Annotated in this window: 20 protein-coding genes; 17 read left to right on the top strand and 3 right to left on the bottom strand. The window is 38.0% G+C overall.

All coding sequences use genetic code 11. The features are described 5' to 3' along the window. The first annotated feature begins 36 nt into the window (after positions 1–36). Positions 37–1,242, top strand: a complete 1,206-nt coding sequence (locus tag FHY60_RS04555) for an ABC transporter permease (protein WP_180375472.1) — start codon at positions 37–39, stop codon at positions 1,240–1,242. After that, positions 1,239–2,492 (top strand): ABC transporter permease, encoded by a 1,254-nt coding sequence (locus tag FHY60_RS04560; protein ID WP_139903851.1) that lies wholly within the window; start codon positions 1,239–1,241, stop codon positions 2,490–2,492. The genes FHY60_RS04555 and FHY60_RS04560 overlap by 4 nt, the downstream gene beginning before the upstream one ends. Positions 2,493–2,601: 109 nt before the next feature. On the opposite strand, the gene FHY60_RS04565 is transcribed toward FHY60_RS04560, so the two are convergent. Continuing rightward, on the bottom strand, positions 2,602–3,498 hold the full coding sequence (locus FHY60_RS04565) for a zinc ribbon domain-containing protein (RefSeq protein ID WP_139903853.1): 897 nt from the start codon (positions 3,496–3,498) through the stop codon (positions 2,602–2,604). Between the two features lie 251 nt (positions 3,499–3,749). On the opposite strand from FHY60_RS04565, the gene FHY60_RS04570 reads away from it, so the two are divergent. Genes FHY60_RS04570 through rfbD form a run of 3 tightly spaced genes read left to right on the top strand, consistent with a single transcriptional unit; the run spans position 3,750 to position 5,731 of the window. After that, entirely contained in the window at positions 3,750–4,025 is a 276-nt protein-coding gene (locus tag FHY60_RS04570) for a hypothetical protein (RefSeq protein ID WP_139903855.1), read from the top strand. A 20-nt stretch (positions 4,026–4,045) separates the two neighbouring features. Then, positions 4,046–4,864: a YihY/virulence factor BrkB family protein gene (locus FHY60_RS04575; protein WP_243122223.1), complete on the top strand. Its 819-nt coding sequence runs from the start codon at positions 4,046–4,048 to the stop codon at positions 4,862–4,864. A gap of 36 nt (positions 4,865–4,900) precedes the next feature. Beyond that, the gene (gene rfbD / locus FHY60_RS04580) at positions 4,901–5,731 is read left to right on the top strand and encodes a dTDP-4-dehydrorhamnose reductase (protein ID WP_139903858.1); all 831 of its coding nucleotides are present in this window, start codon (positions 4,901–4,903) and stop codon (positions 5,729–5,731) included. A gap of 405 nt (positions 5,732–6,136) precedes the next feature. On the opposite strand, the gene FHY60_RS04585 is transcribed toward rfbD, so the two are convergent. Then, entirely contained in the window at positions 6,137–6,862 is a 726-nt protein-coding gene (locus FHY60_RS04585; RefSeq protein ID WP_139903860.1) for a WecB/TagA/CpsF family glycosyltransferase, read from the bottom strand. A 111-nt stretch (positions 6,863–6,973) separates the two neighbouring features. Here FHY60_RS04585 and FHY60_RS04590 point away from each other — a divergent pair, with 111 nt between their 5' ends. Beyond that, the gene (locus FHY60_RS04590) at positions 6,974–7,315 is read left to right on the top strand and encodes a single-stranded DNA-binding protein (RefSeq protein WP_139903861.1); all 342 of its coding nucleotides are present in this window, start codon (positions 6,974–6,976) and stop codon (positions 7,313–7,315) included. Between the two features lie 59 nt (positions 7,316–7,374). Here FHY60_RS04590 and FHY60_RS04595 read toward each other — a convergent pair whose 3' ends face one another. Further along, positions 7,375–8,571: an NAD(P)/FAD-dependent oxidoreductase gene (locus tag FHY60_RS04595; protein WP_139903863.1), complete on the bottom strand. Its 1,197-nt coding sequence runs from the start codon at positions 8,569–8,571 to the stop codon at positions 7,375–7,377. Positions 8,572–8,984: 413 nt separating this feature from the next. Between FHY60_RS04595 and FHY60_RS04600 the strand changes: the two genes are divergently transcribed. The 11 genes from FHY60_RS04600 to ftsX all read left to right on the top strand — a co-directional run bounded on the left by FHY60_RS04600 (position 8,985) and on the right by ftsX (position 16,931). Further along, complete coding sequence (locus FHY60_RS04600) at positions 8,985–9,587, top strand: hypothetical protein (RefSeq protein ID WP_139903865.1); 603 nt, start codon at positions 8,985–8,987, stop codon at positions 9,585–9,587. Positions 9,588–9,809: 222 nt separating this feature from the next. Continuing rightward, positions 9,810–10,163 carry a DUF6514 family protein gene (locus FHY60_RS04605; RefSeq protein WP_243122224.1) on the top strand — a complete coding sequence of 118 codons (354 nt, stop codon included), beginning with the start codon at positions 9,810–9,812 and terminating at the stop codon, positions 10,161–10,163. 149 nt (positions 10,164–10,312) lie between these two features. Then, positions 10,313–10,693, top strand: coding sequence for a holo-ACP synthase (acpS, locus tag FHY60_RS04610; RefSeq protein ID WP_139903866.1), 381 nt, complete (start codon positions 10,313–10,315; stop codon positions 10,691–10,693). A 194-nt stretch (positions 10,694–10,887) separates the two neighbouring features. Then, complete coding sequence (locus FHY60_RS04615; protein WP_139903868.1) at positions 10,888–11,493, top strand: germination lipoprotein GerS-related protein; 606 nt, start codon at positions 10,888–10,890, stop codon at positions 11,491–11,493. A 69-nt stretch (positions 11,494–11,562) separates the two neighbouring features. Next, entirely contained in the window at positions 11,563–12,726 is a 1,164-nt protein-coding gene (gene alr, locus FHY60_RS04620) for an alanine racemase (protein WP_139903870.1), read from the top strand. Positions 12,727–12,976: 250 nt separating this feature from the next. Beyond that, the gene (locus FHY60_RS04625; protein ID WP_139903872.1) at positions 12,977–13,297 is read left to right on the top strand and encodes a CopG family transcriptional regulator; all 321 of its coding nucleotides are present in this window, start codon (positions 12,977–12,979) and stop codon (positions 13,295–13,297) included. Continuing rightward, a complete protein-coding gene (locus FHY60_RS04630) occupies positions 13,257–13,607 on the top strand; it encodes a type II toxin-antitoxin system PemK/MazF family toxin (protein WP_139903884.1) in 351 nt (116 codons plus the stop codon). Before FHY60_RS04625 ends, FHY60_RS04630 begins: the two co-directional genes overlap by 41 nt. 191 nt (positions 13,608–13,798) lie before the next feature. Beyond that, entirely contained in the window at positions 13,799–14,278 is a 480-nt protein-coding gene (locus FHY60_RS04635) for a peptidoglycan-binding domain-containing protein (RefSeq protein WP_139903885.1), read from the top strand. 80 nt (positions 14,279–14,358) lie between these two features. Beyond that, positions 14,359–15,210, top strand: coding sequence for a YitT family protein (locus tag FHY60_RS04640; protein ID WP_139903887.1), 852 nt, complete (start codon positions 14,359–14,361; stop codon positions 15,208–15,210). Between the two features lie 148 nt (positions 15,211–15,358). After that, positions 15,359–16,045: a cell division ATP-binding protein FtsE gene (gene ftsE / locus FHY60_RS04645; protein WP_139903889.1), complete on the top strand. Its 687-nt coding sequence runs from the start codon at positions 15,359–15,361 to the stop codon at positions 16,043–16,045. Further along, positions 16,035–16,931 carry a permease-like cell division protein FtsX gene (ftsX, locus tag FHY60_RS04650; protein WP_139903891.1) on the top strand — a complete coding sequence of 299 codons (897 nt, stop codon included), beginning with the start codon at positions 16,035–16,037 and terminating at the stop codon, positions 16,929–16,931. The genes ftsE and ftsX overlap by 11 nt, the downstream gene beginning before the upstream one ends. The last annotated feature ends 5 nt before the right edge of the window (positions 16,932–16,936 follow it).

Below are 16,936 nucleotides of genomic sequence, written 5' to 3' on the forward strand. Positions count from 1 at the left end.
TAAATAAAGTTGGTGCTAAATATGTTATATAGTCTTGTGAACTTAATTAAAAAAGATTTAAAACTGATTGTAAGACATAGGGGAGCAGTTATTGCCTCCCTGTGTCTTCCATTTTTATTATACGGAATTTTTGCCTTTGTGTTTTCTGACATGATGGAGAGGGAGGCAGATATAACCCCTATGAAGGTTGCGGTGGTGGATAAGGAAAAGAGTACCTTAAGCCGTATGCTCATCAGTAATTTTAAGGATAACACCTCCTTTTCTAAGATGGTGAAAATGGAAATTATGGAATACCCGGAGGCAGAGAAAACCTTCGAGAGAAATGAACTCACCGGCATAATTGTGATACCGGAAGGCTTCTCCAGAAGCTTGATCTATCTTGAAAACTACCCCATAGAGGTCATATTGAACAAGAGAGAACCATTAAAGAGTTCGGTCCTGAAAAACATGATGGAGAGCTATGGAGTTTATGTTTCATCAGTAGAAAAATCCATTATGGCCTTTATTGACTATCTCGAGGATTACGACTTTACCCAGGACCAGCTTATAGACATCAATGAAAAGATGTCTATAGACCTCATATTTACGGCCCTGTCCAGAGGAAATCTCTTTGAACAGAAGGAGCTGGATAATATTCCTTCCGCAGCCTCAACGGAATACTTTATCTCTGCTATTTTAGTGCTGATATTGATGTACAGTGGGGTGACCTCAGGAAACTATCTTATAAAAGAATTAAACAGTGGCTGCTATAAGAGAACCTTGGTATCTTCGACAGGTCCGCTTAGAATAATCATAAGTAAATGGATTTCTTTTTCATTTTTTGGTATCCTTCAGGCCCTGATCTTTATCTTGCCCTTGGCCGTAGCAGGGAAGGTTCTGCATACTGACTTGATATTGAGGATGGTCTTATACATGTCCATATCTATACTCTTTATAGCAAGTATATTTATATTCCTGGCTGCCTTCTTTCAAAGGGAGGAGGCCTTCATAGCTGCAGGAAATATATCTGTATTCATCTGCGCCTTGGCTGGAGGAAGTTTTTTGCCCCTGCAGCTGATGCCTGCAGAAATTCAGAAGCTGGCATCTGTAACTCCAAACTATTGGATCATAAAGGGAAGCATGTATATAGTAAACTATTATCCATCAAGCAGTATAAAAGAAATATTGCTGTCTTTCTCAGCTATAGGTTTGTTGCTTTTGGGTATTGCCTCAGTAAGGCTCAGAAAGGTGGTGCGGGGATGAAAAGGAGGGGGGACGGTTCACAAGTTTTGAAAAGGATGGGGGACGGTTCACAAGTTTTAAGCATTATAGGTAACAGATTCAAGCTAATGCTGAGAAACCGACTGTTTATTTTACTTTGCATCCTGCTGCCCTTGACTTTTTCCTTAATGGTAAACAGGATCTTTGAAAAGACTAATCTCTACGAAGCTGTACCCATTGCTGTTATTGACAGGGACGGTTCACCTCTGTCTCAAAAGCTTGTAGAGGATATCAAGGATAATCCGGCCCTTGACTTACATACAATAGAAGAGAATGAAATAGAAGAGTATTTGTCAAAAGAAAGAGTTATAGCCGTCTATATTTTTGAAAGTGGTTTTGAGGAGAACATTCAGAAAGGGCAGTACGAAGATATTGTATCAGTATATGCAGTACCCGGCAGCATTACCGCCATGGGTGTCAGTGATATAATTGCCGGGGAAATAATCCCTTCCATTTGTCAGTATAAGGTTATCAATGCAGCGGAAGGCCTTCTGCCTTCGGAAGAAAGGCAAAGGATTATAGAAGGCATAAGCATGAGAATAGAAGAGTACCAAAGTGACGATACATTTAAACTTCCGGTACTGGTGGATACTCGTACACCGCAGTGGACAGGTGACCAGGCAGAGGAGGACAATAAAGACAACAGGGACACCTTTTCAGTTTCTATTGGCTTAGGGCTCATTATTATCTTTACCACCATTTTTATGCTAACGGGCTGCAGCAACATAATAAAAGAGCGGGAAAACAAGGTGAGGAATAGGATAAAAACAGCAGGTGTATCTTCCGGCAAGCTGCTAATTGCAGATATTTTGGCTGTTGCCCTGGCAGGGATCATAATTACGGTTTTGCAGTTTATAATGATGCATACCGTGCTGGAAGGAGTATCCCTTCAAGGCTTGGTTGCAATTGCCTTACTTATGCTGGTATATACTTTAGCGGCGGCAACTATGCTCATTTTGGTTGCTTCAATATTTCCAAGACATATTTCCTTTCAAAGCTTTATGCCCATAGTAATCTTAGTGATGGGCATACTCTCAGGCTGCATATGGAGTTTGGAAATGATGCCTGCAGCTTTAGGAAAACTGGCTGCTTTCATGCCCACCTACTGGGTTCATGATGGCCTGGCTCAAATAATATTATATGGGGGCAGCATTCACGGTATATTATATAACTTCGCGGTGCTGCTGGCCATGGCAGGTGCTGCGGCAGGTGCTGCGGCAGGTGCTGCGTGAGGTGCCGTGCCGCGTGAGGTGCCTGGCACCTCACAAGTAACATCTCTCACTCACAATACGAAGAAATAAAAAACTCGGGAGTTTTAAACTTCCGAGTTTTTTTTACCAGTTAAAATATTCCCATGAATATTCCGTTATAGTATATGGCAACTTCTACGCCCGCAACCTTGAAGAATATAAAGTTAAGAAGATAAAGGGCTACCGGTAGTATTAAACAAGCATACATATGGGCAGTTTCAGACTTCTGAATGTTACTGCCTAAGGCTTTAAAAAGCAGGAGTAATGAAGCAAATATACCGGCCAAATATATTAAATAGGATACATTACCTTCAATATACCCGAATAAGGTAGCTAGTAAGTATAAGGAAGCATAAGGTATGGATGCAAATACAACTAAATTTAGGGTTTGCAGGGCATTAAGTCTTCCTTTTAAAATAACCACATTAATGAATAAGGATAAGGCCCAGATAGCCGCTAACATAATTATTACGAAGAAGAAAGATGTCAAAAATAATTTACCGTAGTTTGCATCTTCACCAAAGATTCCGATACCAGGGCTAACCTTTAATCTGCTTATGGTTCCCCTACCATCATAATTATTTGCCAGGGCTTTGTTTTGAGCAGCCCCCCAAAAGTTTAACAAAATTAGTAATAATGTCATAAGGACGGAAAAGATGTATGTAGCCAAAGCAGAAATTTCAAACCTGGTTTGAGTTACAACAGCTACAGGATTCTTTAAGAAGCTTGATAACTGCTTGCCCAGTTGACTCATGGCAATACCGAACTGTGATGTTGCCTGTGATGCATATTGCTGAGTATAACCTTGTCCAAAGTTTTGCTGAAAATATGGTTGTTGTGGATTTTGACTGTACTGTTGAAAGTTTGGTTGAACCGGTTGCTGCGGATTATAATTTGTGGTGGTTTGAGTATCCACTACAGTGCCACAGTTGCCACAAAATTTGTCGCTGTCAGCCACAAGGCTGCCACAATTTGAACAAAAAGCCATAATAAAGCCTCCTTCTAAATTCGGCAATCGAAGTCATCTAATAAAAATGAGTGCAGGTTGACTAGAGGTTGCCGTTTTTATATTAATATTACAAATCAATTTTTATTATACAATAAAAAAGTATAAATTACAAACAATAGAAATATATTTTTTTACAGAGTTTGGCAGGCCTTTGTTTGAAAACGTTATAAGTATATGATAGAATATTAACTATAGTGTAGCTATTATGTAGCAAGGGATGGTGAGTTATTATGTATGCTGACTTGATTTGTGAGGCTAACAAACTACTGAAGACTTTTACTATAAGGTATAATTTCGGAGATTATGGGAAAGATTTATACAGTTCTACCTATGATGAATTAAGCGGGTGGATTAGAAAGGCCTTAAAGACTATAGAGGAAAGAGATGCAAAGGGAAGAGAAAGTGAATTATATCTGGAAATAAAGAAGTTTAGGGGGCGTTCAGGAGATTTGTCCCTATCAGAAATGAAGCATATTGTTGCCTTGTTAGAGAGCAAGGCTAGCTGACAGACAATGAGGTAATGCAAATGAATAAAACTATATGGTTTATTACAGCTTTAATCAAACGGATCAAAGAGGATGAAGTTCCTGCAATGGCTTCACAATTGGCATACAGCATGATATTATCCTTTATGCCCTTCTTAATATTTTTGCTTGCAATAGTTGGATTTACGCCCTTAAGGAGTAAAGATTTATTGGTTTATATGGAAGGGATAATTCCAAGGGAATCTTTAAGTCTCATAAAAGATATAATAGCGGAAGTCACTGATGTAAAAAAGGGGGATTTGTTATCTTTTAGTTTGATTGCCACCCTATGGTCCGCCACAGGAGGAATAAAGGCTGTGGTACGCTGTCTTAACAAAGCCTATGATGAAAAGGAAAAAAGAGGTTTTCTCAGGTTACAGCTTCTGTATATTTTGTTTACACTTGGGCTTGTTCTAGTAGTGATCTTGACTATGGGACTGCTGGTATTTGGAAATGTTATAGGAAACTATCTAAGCTGCTGCTTTGAATTTTCTGATGTTTTTGTATTATTATGGAATATATTTCGATACGTTATTATTGTATTGGTAATGGCAATGATTTTTACCTTTATATATCACTATACGCCAAGCCGCAGGCTTATACGTAAGGAAGTAATACCCGGAGCATTATTCTCCACAGCGGGCTGGATTATCATATCCATGGGCTTTTCCTTTTACGTAGATAATTTTGCAAATTATTCAAGAGTATATGGCGGAATAGCCGCAATATTTATCCTGATGGTTTGGATATACTTAAGTTCCCTGATACTCTTAATTGGAGGGGAGATTAATGCCACACTGGCACTGGACCTTGAGCAGTGATATAATAAAAAGGATTATATACATTGGAGGTTAAGTATGAAGGTATTAATAACTGGTGCCAACGGACAGCTTGGCCGCGAATTGACGAAGCAGTATTCAGAAAAGAATGTGGAACTGTTGTTGACAGATGTTGCTGATCTTGATATTACAAATGTAAAGCAGGTTTATGACTATGTGCATCACCATAGACCGGATGTAATCATCAACTGCGCCGCTCATACCGCAGTAGACAAATGTGAAACTGATGCAGATAATGCCTATAAAATCAATGCAATGGGTCCTAAAAATTTATCTGCTGCAGCCTACTCAATAGGGGCAGAGATAGTTCAAGTCTCAACAGACTATGTTTTTGATGGTGAAGATTCAGAACCATTGACAGAGTTTTGTGCCACAAATCCTCAAACGGTATATGGGGCTTCAAAGCTGCAGGGAGAGAAGCTTACAGCTCAGTTTAACCCCAAATATTACATACTGAGAACTGCCTGGCTATATGGCGACGGAAACAACTTTGTAAAGACTATGCTGAAATTAAGTGAAACAAACAACACCCTAAAGGTTGTCAATGACCAGCATGGTAGCCCGACAAGCACAGTGGACTTGGCTAGAGTTATAATTAAATTGGTGGAAGAAAAAAATTATGGACTATTCCATGCAACCTGCAAGGGACAGTGCACATGGTACGAGTTCACTAAAGAGATATTCAGATTAAAGGGCATCAACACAGAGGTAGTCCCCTGTACCACAGAGGAATTCCCAAGACCAGCAAAGAGGCCTAAGTATTCAGTACTCAGAAACTACATGTTAGAGCTTACCACAGGAGACATAATGAGAACCTGGCAGGAAGCAATAGAGGAGTATTTAAGGTAATAATTTCATATCACCCTTAATATTATATAGTACGGGTTTATGTCGGTGGGTTTGATAAGAGTATAAGAGTCAGCACGGATGTAAACGGGGATTTTATAGAAAGGGTGATAAAATGAGTAAACAGCGCCGAGGAAAAGCACTATGGAGTCTACCAGCAAGGGGAAGGGGGACTTGCCCTGTATGCGGTAGAACCGGAGTAAAGCTCCTCTATGATCTAGTTTGTGCAGACGGTTCAAAAAAGCAGGTCTGCAAACAGTGCCAAAATAAGAAAAAGTAAACGAATAATGAGCAATTAGTAATGAGTAATTAAGGTAGAAATTCAGCGGAGCTGAATTTCTACTATTTTTGATGTTAATTTAAGCCATAGGGAAAATTGTAATTTTCCTTTAAAATGCATCAATCCACTTATTTGCTGCCACCACTTCGCCTATCCGTTATTGCCTTCCACATAAACTTAGGAATAGCCCCTAGTCTCTTTATGCGGAAAGGTTCCTTATATACTCTGTACAGCCATTCCAGATTGCACTGTAACATCCACTCAGGAGCCCGGTTGACCTTACCTGCCAAAACGTCAAAACTTCCGCCAACTCCCATGAAAATCCTGACATTTAAGCGTTGCATGTATTTAGTAATAAATTTATCCTGCTTAGGTGACCCCATGGCTACAAACAGTGCTTCCGGTGAGGCGGCATTGATTTCATCAATTATGGATTCACAGTTATCTATATCAAAATAACCATTATGTATTCCAGCTATATGTAATTTGGGGTATTTTTCAAGAAGCTTTGACCGGCAGTTTTCAACTACGGCTTGATTTGCTCCTAACAAGTAGATGGACTTGCCATCGCTCTCACACCGCTGGATGATGGCCTCCATGACCTCAATGCCGGCGATTTTTTCCCTAACAGGATCTCTCAGCAATTTTGAGGTATAAACTACTCCAATTCCATCCGGTATTATTATGGACCTTTCATCATTAAAGTTTTCTTGGAGCTGATCATCCTTAAGTCCGTTATATAAAACCTCAGGATTTCCGGATATGATATTAACTTTATCCTTTTTTTGAAAAACTGTGGTCAAGAGCTCATCTTTACTTCCGCCGAATATTTTATAGCCCAAAATTTCTGACATCTGTATCACTTCCTTCATATAGATTATAGCCATTAAATATTTTTATAACAAGGTGTTTATAAAACAAAAAAGCTGGCTATAATTATAAAAAAAAGGTAGCCGGAGGTCAAAATGAATAGAATATTTTTAATTGGTAGGTTAACAAAGGATCCAGATAAGAAGATAATTGAAGATACGGGGAAAATTATTACCAGGTTCACTCTAGCAGTGGAACGAGAATATAGAAATGCAAACGGTGAAAGAGACGTGGACTTTTTTCCTGTAGTGGTATGGGGTAAGAGAGCGGAGGCGGCTTCTGAATGTTTGACAAAGGGAAGTCTCATCAGCGTTTGTGGCAGACTGGCTAACAGAAGCTATGAGGACGAACACGGAGTAAGAAGGTATGTGTCAGAGGTAATAGCAGACAGCTTCCAATTCTTAGATCTGAAAAAGGCTGAAGAAAATGTTGGTTAGTCAAGGACATAAATGAGAGGTATGCAATAGGGGTTGCATATCTCTCATGTTTTTTGAAATTAAGCCAATATTTCATTAACAATCTCTTCCCCGGCGGAGTTTTTCATACCGCTGATAACTTTGGCCGCCTTTTTAGTGTCACCGATGAGGATGGCTCCTGCTAATACACCGTCCTTAAAGAAGATCTTTTTATAAATTTTCTTTGAACTGTCTTCTTGAGCAAATTGTTTTAGGGATACATCATTGAAATCTATTGTGCCTGCGGAAAATACTTCTGCATTTAAGCCTCTAAAGATTACTGAAGAAGAAAACTCCTTAAATTTACTGTTCTCTCCGGTAGCATTTTTACCTGCAACCTTTCCCATTTCCATGGCTGCCGGCCAGGTTCCATATACAATCCCATTAATTTCAGCAACATCGCCGCAGGCATATATATCTTTTACATTAGTTTCCATCTTTTCGTTTACCACAATTGCCCGATGACAAAGGATACCGGACTTCTCTGCAAGGGTCTTATTTGGTCTTATGCCTGCAGAGAATAGTACAAGATCAGTGTCTATAATCTTTCCGCTTTTTAATCTCAAGGCAGAGACCTTACTCACTGTATCATGAGATATTATTTCTTCAGCACTATCGCCAAGTATAATATCTACTCCGGAGCTGTTTACTATATTCTTGAAAAGCTCCGATCCGGTATCGTCCAATTGTCTTGGAAGCAGACGGGGGAAGAATTCCACAACTGTAACTTGAAGGCCTGACTTTTTCATTTCCCAAGCTGCCTCTAAGCCCAGCAGGCCACCGCCTATCACTACAGCCTTCTTAGAACTTTTTATGGCTTCCTTAATCCTATCTGCATCGTTTTTGTATTTTAAGGTATAAACGCCTTCCAATTCTGTACCCTTAATAGGTGGAATGAAATTGCTGCTTCCGTTGGCTAAAATAAGCTTATCGTAATTAACTTTGGATCCATCTTCCAATTTAAGTACTTTATTTGCTGTGTGGATTTCTGTAACAAAAGTCCCCAGCTGCAAATCTATGTTATTATCCACATACCAGCTGTCCGGAGAGAGATAGAATTTTTTTTCCGGAATTTCTTCATAAAGATATTCAGATAATTGTGGTCTATAGTAAGTTAGATATTTCTCAGCAGAGATTATCTTTATGCTGGCAGTGCTATTATTTTTTCTTATAGTATTTGCGGCATAATAGCCCGCTGCACCATTGCCTATGATTACATAATTTTCTGTATTAGTCATTTATTTTCGCCTCCAAAAGGTACTAATTTTTCTTATGATAGTTTTTCAAGCTTTACTTATAGTCTATTCCCAAAAACTGTATCAAATTCATATGCTTTTTTAAATTTGTCAAGAAGACATAAACACTCGCCTCAAATTCAAAAAATGACGCGACTCTGGCAGGAGTCACGTCGATTAGGGAGTTAGAGGCGGATAATGTCATGAAAATTTATCCTGCTCTATGCTTTAAGGGAATTTATTAAGTGATAATGATTATCTATTTAAAATTATACTATGGGTATAATAATTTTGCAATACTTTTGTGAAAATAATTCTCAATAAAGGTATGCAAGTGGCAAAAATTCACTTAAGAATATTTTTTCACTATAAATCACAAAATAAATTTGCATTATTTATTTTCGGGAGGGGAGAAAATGGCAAACGGATATACCATGAAAAGACGATATTCTCATTTTTCAGATCTAGTTGCGGCAGCTTCAGCAAGAGAACTTGGTTACCTGATTCTCAGCGCTGAATATACAAAAGCCTTTAGTCATGGTCTGAAAGTTATTATTGATGAGCTGAGGGGCAATGAAAGGCTATTGGCCTCAGTCAGTGTCATGTTTAATACAGAAGGTGATATCGCCATTATAGATGAGGCGTTAGTGGGAAGATTTATAGCTATTAAGTATAAGAATACATTAGAAAACTATTATAAAAATACACCTTTAAATAAGATAGTAAAGGCAGTGGCCACCGGTGGAGAAAAGACAGCAATAGATTTTCTAGGTATCAGCTATGACGTACTCTATGAAACTTTAAGAGAGATGTATAAAGAGGTAAAATGCAAGAAAGACCTCATAGATAATTTTAAGAACCGCTATAACCTGGTTTCATATAATAAGGAAGATGCCACGGTGATTATTGCCGTACTTATGATAATGGAGGATATAATCAGGTACATAGGTATAAATGAAACTTATATATTAACAATTTCTGCACTGAAAGCTCGAAAAAGTTTTAGTCAATCTTTGTGATTTTTCGACAATATAAACTAAATAAATGGAAAATACTAGGAAAATATCCTGAAATATCAGGGGCAGAGCTAGTATGATCTATACTTTGATGTCACTTTATAAAGAGTTGTTTTAAAAGCTTCTTTCATAAAGTGACATTATTTTATGACTTCTAGTGATATTATATTTATAGGAGAGAAAATGGAGTATATTATAGAAAAGAATTTCGCGGGGGGAATACATATGATGGTAGTAGAATCTTTAAACAGAACAGAAAGCTTAGGAGACATAACTTATATTTATAGTTACAGACTTACTAGAGGTCATATTTCCATGAACCTAAAATCTGAAAACGTTCTGGTACAAACCTATGGAATAGAAGTAGAAAGGCAAGACTTCATCAGTGGAATAATGGTTAACATTGAACGAGACAGGGCTGAAAATATTAGCCCTCAAAGACATAAAGTTCACAACCTGTTGAGATTGATTTACGAACAGGGCGTATCTCCAATACATCTTATAGAAGTACTCGGCGAATATATTGATGACTATATAATAGATTTCGACACATATGTAGCAGAAGCTACAAGCAATTAAAGTAGCAGAAGCTGCAAGCAGTTAAAGGCCTTATGAAAAGCAGACTCATTAGAAAGATCATTCTATGAATAAATGGAATGGTCTTTTGTTTTGTTCTGCTTGGTGTTTTATAGTAAAATGGTAATATGAATTAGGAAGGGGAGATATGTGTGATCGCAGGAGTAGGTATAGATATTATTGAAATAGATAGAATAGAAGCTGCAATTAAAAAAAACAATAATTTTATCAATAAAGTTTTTTGTGATTCAGAGATTGAGTATATTGTGGGAAAGAAGGTTGGGGCACAACATGCTGCGGGAATGTTCAGTGCAAAGGAAGCAGTTTCTAAAGCACTGGGAACCGGTATAAGCGGGTTTTCGCTCAAAGATATCGAGATTAACCGGGATGACAAGGGAAAGCCCTTTGTGAAATTACGGGGAGGAGCTAAGGACATTGCGGAGAGCTTTGGAGCTTACAAAATTCACTTAAGCATATCCCATGGGAGAGATAATGCAGTGGCATACGCGGTATTGGAAATTAATAATGAGTAATTAAGGCAAGGCGGGGGCGGCTGCGTATTTGAAGGAAGTGCGAAGCACTTTTTTAGCCCAACGTCCCCTTTCAATTCTTGGCTTGGCATATTAGATTGTACTTTTTATCATATAATTCCACCCAGAGGAATATTAGTATTATTGATAGTGATGGAAGCTATGGCTTTCATCAAAGTATGTTGCCGGAGGGGTTTATGAAATTTGTTAAACGGATCTTATTAATTGTACTAGCTGTTTTTTCCATGGCCGCTGTGGGCTGTGTCAGGAGGGAAAAAAGTGACAAGGAAGTGGTGGATTATTTCAAGACTATCCACAGTTACACCTGCCAGGCCAGGATAACCATAAGCAACAGCAGACAGGACATAAATTATGATTGCAACGTGTTCTATGACAGCAGTAAGGGAGGACGGATAGAGCTTGGACATGACAGGGTCTTCCTATATAAGGACAACATAATTGAGGTCAAGGACAACGTCAGCAACAGAATATATACAGTAGATGAGAGTTTTGACGACTTGTTCTACCTTACCTTTATTAATGAATACATAAAACTGATGTATGTTAATGAAGATACAAAATATTTCATAGAGGAAACTAATGGCCAAAGGCACCAATTAATAGAACTGACCATACCAGACAACAACAGAAATATGGCTAAGGCGGTATTATATGTTGACACCAAAGCCCTTGTACCTGAAAAGATATTGATATATGATAATAAGGGTAAGGAACGGATAAGGTTTACTTATTTAAATTTTGCAGCTAATGAAGAACTGGATGATAATTTATTCAGTTTTTAATAATTTATATAACAGACTTAAAACTCACTTAAGGATATTTGCTGCAGGCACAGAAGAGGGGGAATAGAAATGACAGAAAAACTTAGACCGTTATGGGCAGAGGTAAACCTGGATAACATAGCTCATAATATGAGAGAAGTTAGGAGAATATCAGCCTCTAAGGAGATCATTGCGGTTATAAAGGCAGATGCTTATGGACACGGTGCCTTGGAAGTGGCACCGGTATTAATAGAAAATGGAGCTACCAGGCTTGCTGTAGCTGTGGTGACTGAGGCTCTTGAATTGAGAAGGGCTGTCCCAAATGCTCCCATAATGATTTTAGGATATACACCGGTTAATTATGCAGAGGAGCTAGTTAAAAATAATATAGAAGTCACTGTCTATGATTATGAATATGCTGAAGCATTGTCAAAAGAGGCTGAGAAATTTAACGGAACCGTTAAAGTACATATTGCTGTGGATACTGGAATGGGGAGAATTGGATTTTTGCCGAATGACAATAGTGCTAATGATGTATATAAAATCAGCAAATTGTCTAATATAATTATAGAAAGTGTATTTTCACATTTCTCTTGCTCTGATGAGAAGGATAAAGAGTATACAATTTATCAGTTTGAGAAATTTAACTGGTTTTGTGACAGGTTAAAGGAAAAGGGGGTTAAGTACAACTTCCGACATATAGCAAACAGTGGAGCTATTATAGATATGCCATCCATGCATTTGGATGCAGTGAGACCTGGAATCTTGCTCTATGGTTACTATCCTTCCGACGAGGTGCAAAAAGAAAAAATCAATATTAAACCGGCAATGTCTCTAAAGGCCAGTATAATAAACATCAAGAGGTTACCAGCAGGAGAGTACATAAGCTATGGCAGAACATATAGGACGGAAAGAGAAAGCGTAATTGCTACTTTGCCAATAGGCTATGCAGATGGATACACAAGATTGCTTTTTAATAAGGGTAAGGTAATTGTTAACGGATCCTTCGCTCCTATAGTTGGCAGAATATGTATGGATATGTGTATGATAGATGTCACTGGTATAGACGGATTAAAGATAGGCGATGAGGTAATAATTATGGGAGAAGATAAAAATATTATATATAATGCCGATGATATCGCTAAGCATATAGGGACAATAAACTATGAGGTAATTTGTGCAGTAAGCAAGCGAGTGCCAAGAGTATATATAAAAGATGATAAGGTAGTAGAGATAAGAAATTATATCGAGTAAATGGCTTATCCTTGGTTTAGTGGTAATTCATGGGCATACCCATAATTTCTTTGACTTAGCATAAGCCGTGGGATATAATTGTTTTATGATGTTTATAATACCAAAATGGGTGGTGTCTGTCTACAGGGTTTAAACGCAGAATATGCACGGATAGTTGAGTTTAAAACCCTATAATTAGGATGAAAAAGTAAATTGCGTAATATATCTATGTACATAATTTGCTTAACGGTTATAGGAGGTAGCGTAAAACATGTCAGGTTCAAAGAGATTAGTGGTAAACCTCTCAGAAACACTTAATAGAGAATTGAAAGGTAAAATTGAGGGAAAAGGCAAAAAAAATAGTCAATTTATTAGGGATGCCATAATATTATATATAGAGGAAAGAAAAAAAGCCGAGTATATAGAGAGAATGAAAAAAGGTTACATGGAAATGGCTGACGTTAATGTTGAGTTAGCAGAAATGGGATGTGCCGATGACTTTAAAAACCTGCAAGATTATGAGGTATGGCTTACGGAGAGTGATTTGCCTGATGACTATGATAGTGAAACGAGGAGATATATACTATGCTGACCTAAGTCCTGTAGTAGGTTCTGAGCAGGGCGGTGTAAGACCGGTTATAATAATACAAAATGATATTGGCAACAAATACAGTCCTACGGTTATTGTAGCGGCTATAACCTCTCAGATAAATAAGGCAAAACTCCCAACCCACGTTGAAATCTCCTCTGAAGAGTATGGGCTCAACAAGGATTCGGTAGTTTTACTTGAACAAATACGTACTTTAGACAAAAAGAGACTAAAAGAAAAAATAGGACACATGAAGGATGAAGATATGGCGCTGGTAGATCAGGCGCTGCTAATAAGCCTGGGTTTAAATTGAGATATATAGATTTATTGAAGAGAAGGCAACATGAACTACTCCAACTGCTGTTAGGAGTAGTTTTTTGTATGTCTCATAGATACTAATGACAACTGTGGGAAAAATGGCTATATATTAAGATATAAGTCGAAACATTGCATCACTTGCATAATGATATTATAATAAAGATAGCAAGAATTGGAGGTATTGGAATGAAGAAAAATGGAATTCTGGTAATTTCTGCGGCGGCTTATATGCTTTTATTGGTCGCAGCAGGTTTGATTAATGTATTCAATGGAAAACCCAATTATCTTACATATAAGAAGGAGATAAGAGCCATAGAAGAAAAGCTGGAGCAAAAGGAGAAGGAGAAAGACCAGCAAGAGGTTAAAGAGGACAAGCCTCTTGAGGAAGAGGAGAGCAAGAATGCTGACTCTGTAAATACTCAGGTTACTGCTCCTGAAAATACATATGAGACAGTACAGTATACAAGGCTAATTACTTTAGGCGTACAGGGTGATGATGTAAACAGGATACAATATCTTTTAAAGCAAAAGAATCTATATAATGGAGAAATCACCGGAATATATGACGAGGCTACAAGAGCTGCTGTAGTAGAGTTTCAAACTGCAAACCAGCTTGATGCTGATGGGGTCATAGGCCTGGGAACTTGGTCGAAGCTTATAGAATAAGTTTTGTATAAAAACATCAACAATTTAATAAAATATAACAGTAGCTTTACCAATTATTCTATAGGATTGAAGGTGATGGAATGAAAATTTTTAAGGAATATGGAAAAATAACCATTGGCCTATTTCTTGTGGCAGTCAGTATAGAGTTTTTTCTTGCCCCTAACCAGATTGCTGCGGGAGGAGTTACCGGTTTGGCCATAGTAGTCAACAGTTATATCCCCTTCATTTCGATAGGGTTATTGGTCCTGATTATGAATGCAATACTATTTATAATTGCTTTTATTATAATAGGCAACAAGTTCGGTGCAAAAACTATTTATTCAAGCTTGACCCTATCAGGTATAATTTGGCTCATGGACCAGTTTATAACCACAGACATGGCCCTGACTTCGGATCTGATGCTGGCTGCTATCTTTGGTACCATTACTTCCGGCATTGGTATGGCTCTTGTCTTTAATGAAAATGCATCCACCGGCGGTACGGATATACTGGCTAAAATCCTGCATAAGTTCTTTCATACGGATATAGGCAAGTCCCTGTTGGCAGTGGATTTCATAGTAACCATTCTGGGAGCTTTGACCTTTGGTATTGATCAAGGCTTGTATGCCCTGCTGGCAGTGATAATTAACGGCCTCATTATCGATTATGCCATCGATGGCTTCAACATGTGCAAACAGATCTTTATTATTACAAGTCAGCCTGAGGCTGTGGGAAATTATATTTTAAAGAAGTTGGACAGAAGCTATACTAAGTTCTATGGCAAAGGGGGATACAGTGATAAGGAAGTTGACATTCTGTATACAATTTTAAGCAGAAAGCAGTATATTATTTTAAAAAAATACATAATGTCTACGGATAAAAAGGCCTTTATAGCAGTGAATGATTCCCATGAGGTCTTAGGAGAGGGTTTTGGACAATTAGATGAGGATTAAAGATAAAATTCTGCAGCTTGCAGAATTTTTTTGTAAAAAAATAAGATAAATTTAAATTTCAATGATACAAGATGAAATGTTATGTTATAATAAAAATGGCGAAAGGCAAAATGTTATGGAATAAATTGTAGAAGGGACGATAACTAAAATGATAGAATTTAAGGGTGTTAGCAAAACATATGATAATAAACAGTATGCCTTGAGTAACATAAGCATAAAGATTGACAGAGGTGAATTTGTTTTTCTTGTTGGTCCAAGCGGTGCCGGTAAGTCTACCTTTATTAAGCTGTTGCTTAGAGAGATAGAACCATCCTCCGGAACTATTATGCTTGATGATACAGTGGTAAATAAGTTAAAGAGAAGAGAATTACCTTTTTATAGAAGAAAAATCGGTATGGTGTTTCAGGACTTCAGGTTGATACCAACCCTTAGTGTATATGAAAATGTGGCCTTTGCTATGAGGGTTATAGAAGCCCCTCAGAGAGAGATAAAAAAGAAGGTGCCTATGGCACTGTCCCTGGTTGGACTTTCATCAAAGTACAAGCAATTTCCACATGAATTGTCCGGTGGAGAGCAGCAGAGAGTATCCCTGGCCAGAGCTCTTGTAAATAATCCATCTATACTTATAGCAGATGAGCCTACGGGAAACCTAGACCCTGAAACTGCAGCAGATATTATGAATACCTTAAATGATATAAATAGGGCAGGAACTACTATTCTGATGGCAACCCATGCTAAGGATATCGTAGACAGTATGAAGAAAAGAGTTGTAGCAATTGAAAAAGGAGTTATAGCAAGAGACGAAGCAAGGGGGAAATACGGCTATGAAGATTAGCACTTTCAAACATTTTACCGTGGACGCTTTTAAGAGTTTGAAGAGGAATCTGACCATCAGCTTTGCATCTGTAATAACTGTTGCAGCTACATTGTTTATCTTTGGAGTTTTTTTATTGGTGATGGACAATGCTCAGGCACTGATGGCTTCAATAGAATCCAAGGTTGAGATCAAGGTCTTTCTTGATGAAGATATTACCTTGACGGATCAAAGAGATATAGAGGTGACCTTAAAAAATAGTACAGAGGTTCAGGAAGTTATATATGAAAGCAAGAGTCAAGCTCTTGAAAATATGAAAGAGATAATGGGAGAAGGAAACGAAGCCCTATTAAGCGGTTATGATGAAAATAATCATCCCTTCCCTGCAGCCTTTATAGTTAGGCTGAAGTCTCCGGAATATGCTAACACTGTAAGTGACAGAGTAAAGGATATGGCGGGGGTAGACTCCATTGGTAATGACAGGGAGCTTATCGAGGGCATCCTTGCAATATCCAAGGCTTTAAAATGGATAGGCCTCTTCATATTCCTGCTGCTTGGCGGAGTATCTCTGTTCCTGATAGTAAATACAATAAGATTAACCGTATTCTCAAGAAGAAGAGAAATAGGAATAATGAAATTTGTGGGAGCTACGGACTGGTTTATAAGATGGCCTTTTGTTATTGAGGGCGTGATTATTGGAGTCATTGGAGCAGCTGTATCTGTTGGTTCCCTATACTATGTGTACAGCTATGCGGTGAAAGGAATAACCAGCGGAACTTTAATAATGATTCAGCTTATAAATCCTTCATATGTTTTAAACACAATTTCCTGGCAGTTTGCCGCTGCAGGAGCTGCAATCGGAGCTGTGGGCAGCGTCATTGCCCTGAGAAAATTCCTGGTAGTTTAATTTAA

This window comes from Clostridium thermarum, from assembly GCF_006351925.1.
Taxonomy (GTDB): Bacteria; Bacillota; Clostridia; order Clostridiales; family Clostridiaceae; genus Clostridium_AU; species Clostridium_AU thermarum.

Excerpts from the sequence above, each read along its gene's own strand:
- FHY60_RS04560 (WP_139903851.1), top strand. The coding sequence starts at position 1,239 with ATGAAAAGGAGGGGGGACGGTTCACAAGTTTTGAAAAGGATGGGGGAC.
- FHY60_RS04565 (WP_139903853.1), bottom strand. The coding sequence starts at position 3,498 with ATGGCTTTTTGTTCAAATTGTGGCAGCCTTGTGGCTGACAGCGACAAA.
- FHY60_RS04570 (WP_139903855.1), top strand. The coding sequence starts at position 3,750 with ATGTATGCTGACTTGATTTGTGAGGCTAACAAACTACTGAAGACTTTT.
- FHY60_RS04575 (WP_243122223.1), top strand. The coding sequence starts at position 4,046 with ATGAATAAAACTATATGGTTTATTACAGCTTTAATCAAACGGATCAAA.
- rfbD (WP_139903858.1), top strand. The coding sequence starts at position 4,901 with ATGAAGGTATTAATAACTGGTGCCAACGGACAGCTTGGCCGCGAATTG.
- FHY60_RS04585 (WP_139903860.1), bottom strand. The coding sequence starts at position 6,862 with ATGTCAGAAATTTTGGGCTATAAAATATTCGGCGGAAGTAAAGATGAG.
- FHY60_RS04590 (WP_139903861.1), top strand. The coding sequence starts at position 6,974 with ATGAATAGAATATTTTTAATTGGTAGGTTAACAAAGGATCCAGATAAG.
- FHY60_RS04595 (WP_139903863.1), bottom strand. The coding sequence starts at position 8,571 with ATGACTAATACAGAAAATTATGTAATCATAGGCAATGGTGCAGCGGGC.
- FHY60_RS04600 (WP_139903865.1), top strand. The coding sequence starts at position 8,985 with ATGGCAAACGGATATACCATGAAAAGACGATATTCTCATTTTTCAGAT.
- FHY60_RS04605 (WP_243122224.1), top strand. The coding sequence starts at position 9,810 with ATGATGGTAGTAGAATCTTTAAACAGAACAGAAAGCTTAGGAGACATA.
- FHY60_RS04615 (WP_139903868.1), top strand. The coding sequence starts at position 10,888 with ATGAAATTTGTTAAACGGATCTTATTAATTGTACTAGCTGTTTTTTCC.
- alr (WP_139903870.1), top strand. The coding sequence starts at position 11,563 with ATGACAGAAAAACTTAGACCGTTATGGGCAGAGGTAAACCTGGATAAC.
- FHY60_RS04625 (WP_139903872.1), top strand. The coding sequence starts at position 12,977 with ATGTCAGGTTCAAAGAGATTAGTGGTAAACCTCTCAGAAACACTTAAT.
- FHY60_RS04630 (WP_139903884.1), top strand. The coding sequence starts at position 13,257 with ATGACTATGATAGTGAAACGAGGAGATATATACTATGCTGACCTAAGT.
- FHY60_RS04635 (WP_139903885.1), top strand. The coding sequence starts at position 13,799 with ATGAAGAAAAATGGAATTCTGGTAATTTCTGCGGCGGCTTATATGCTT.
- FHY60_RS04640 (WP_139903887.1), top strand. The coding sequence starts at position 14,359 with ATGAAAATTTTTAAGGAATATGGAAAAATAACCATTGGCCTATTTCTT.
- ftsE (WP_139903889.1), top strand. The coding sequence starts at position 15,359 with ATGATAGAATTTAAGGGTGTTAGCAAAACATATGATAATAAACAGTAT.
- ftsX (WP_139903891.1), top strand. The coding sequence starts at position 16,035 with ATGAAGATTAGCACTTTCAAACATTTTACCGTGGACGCTTTTAAGAGT.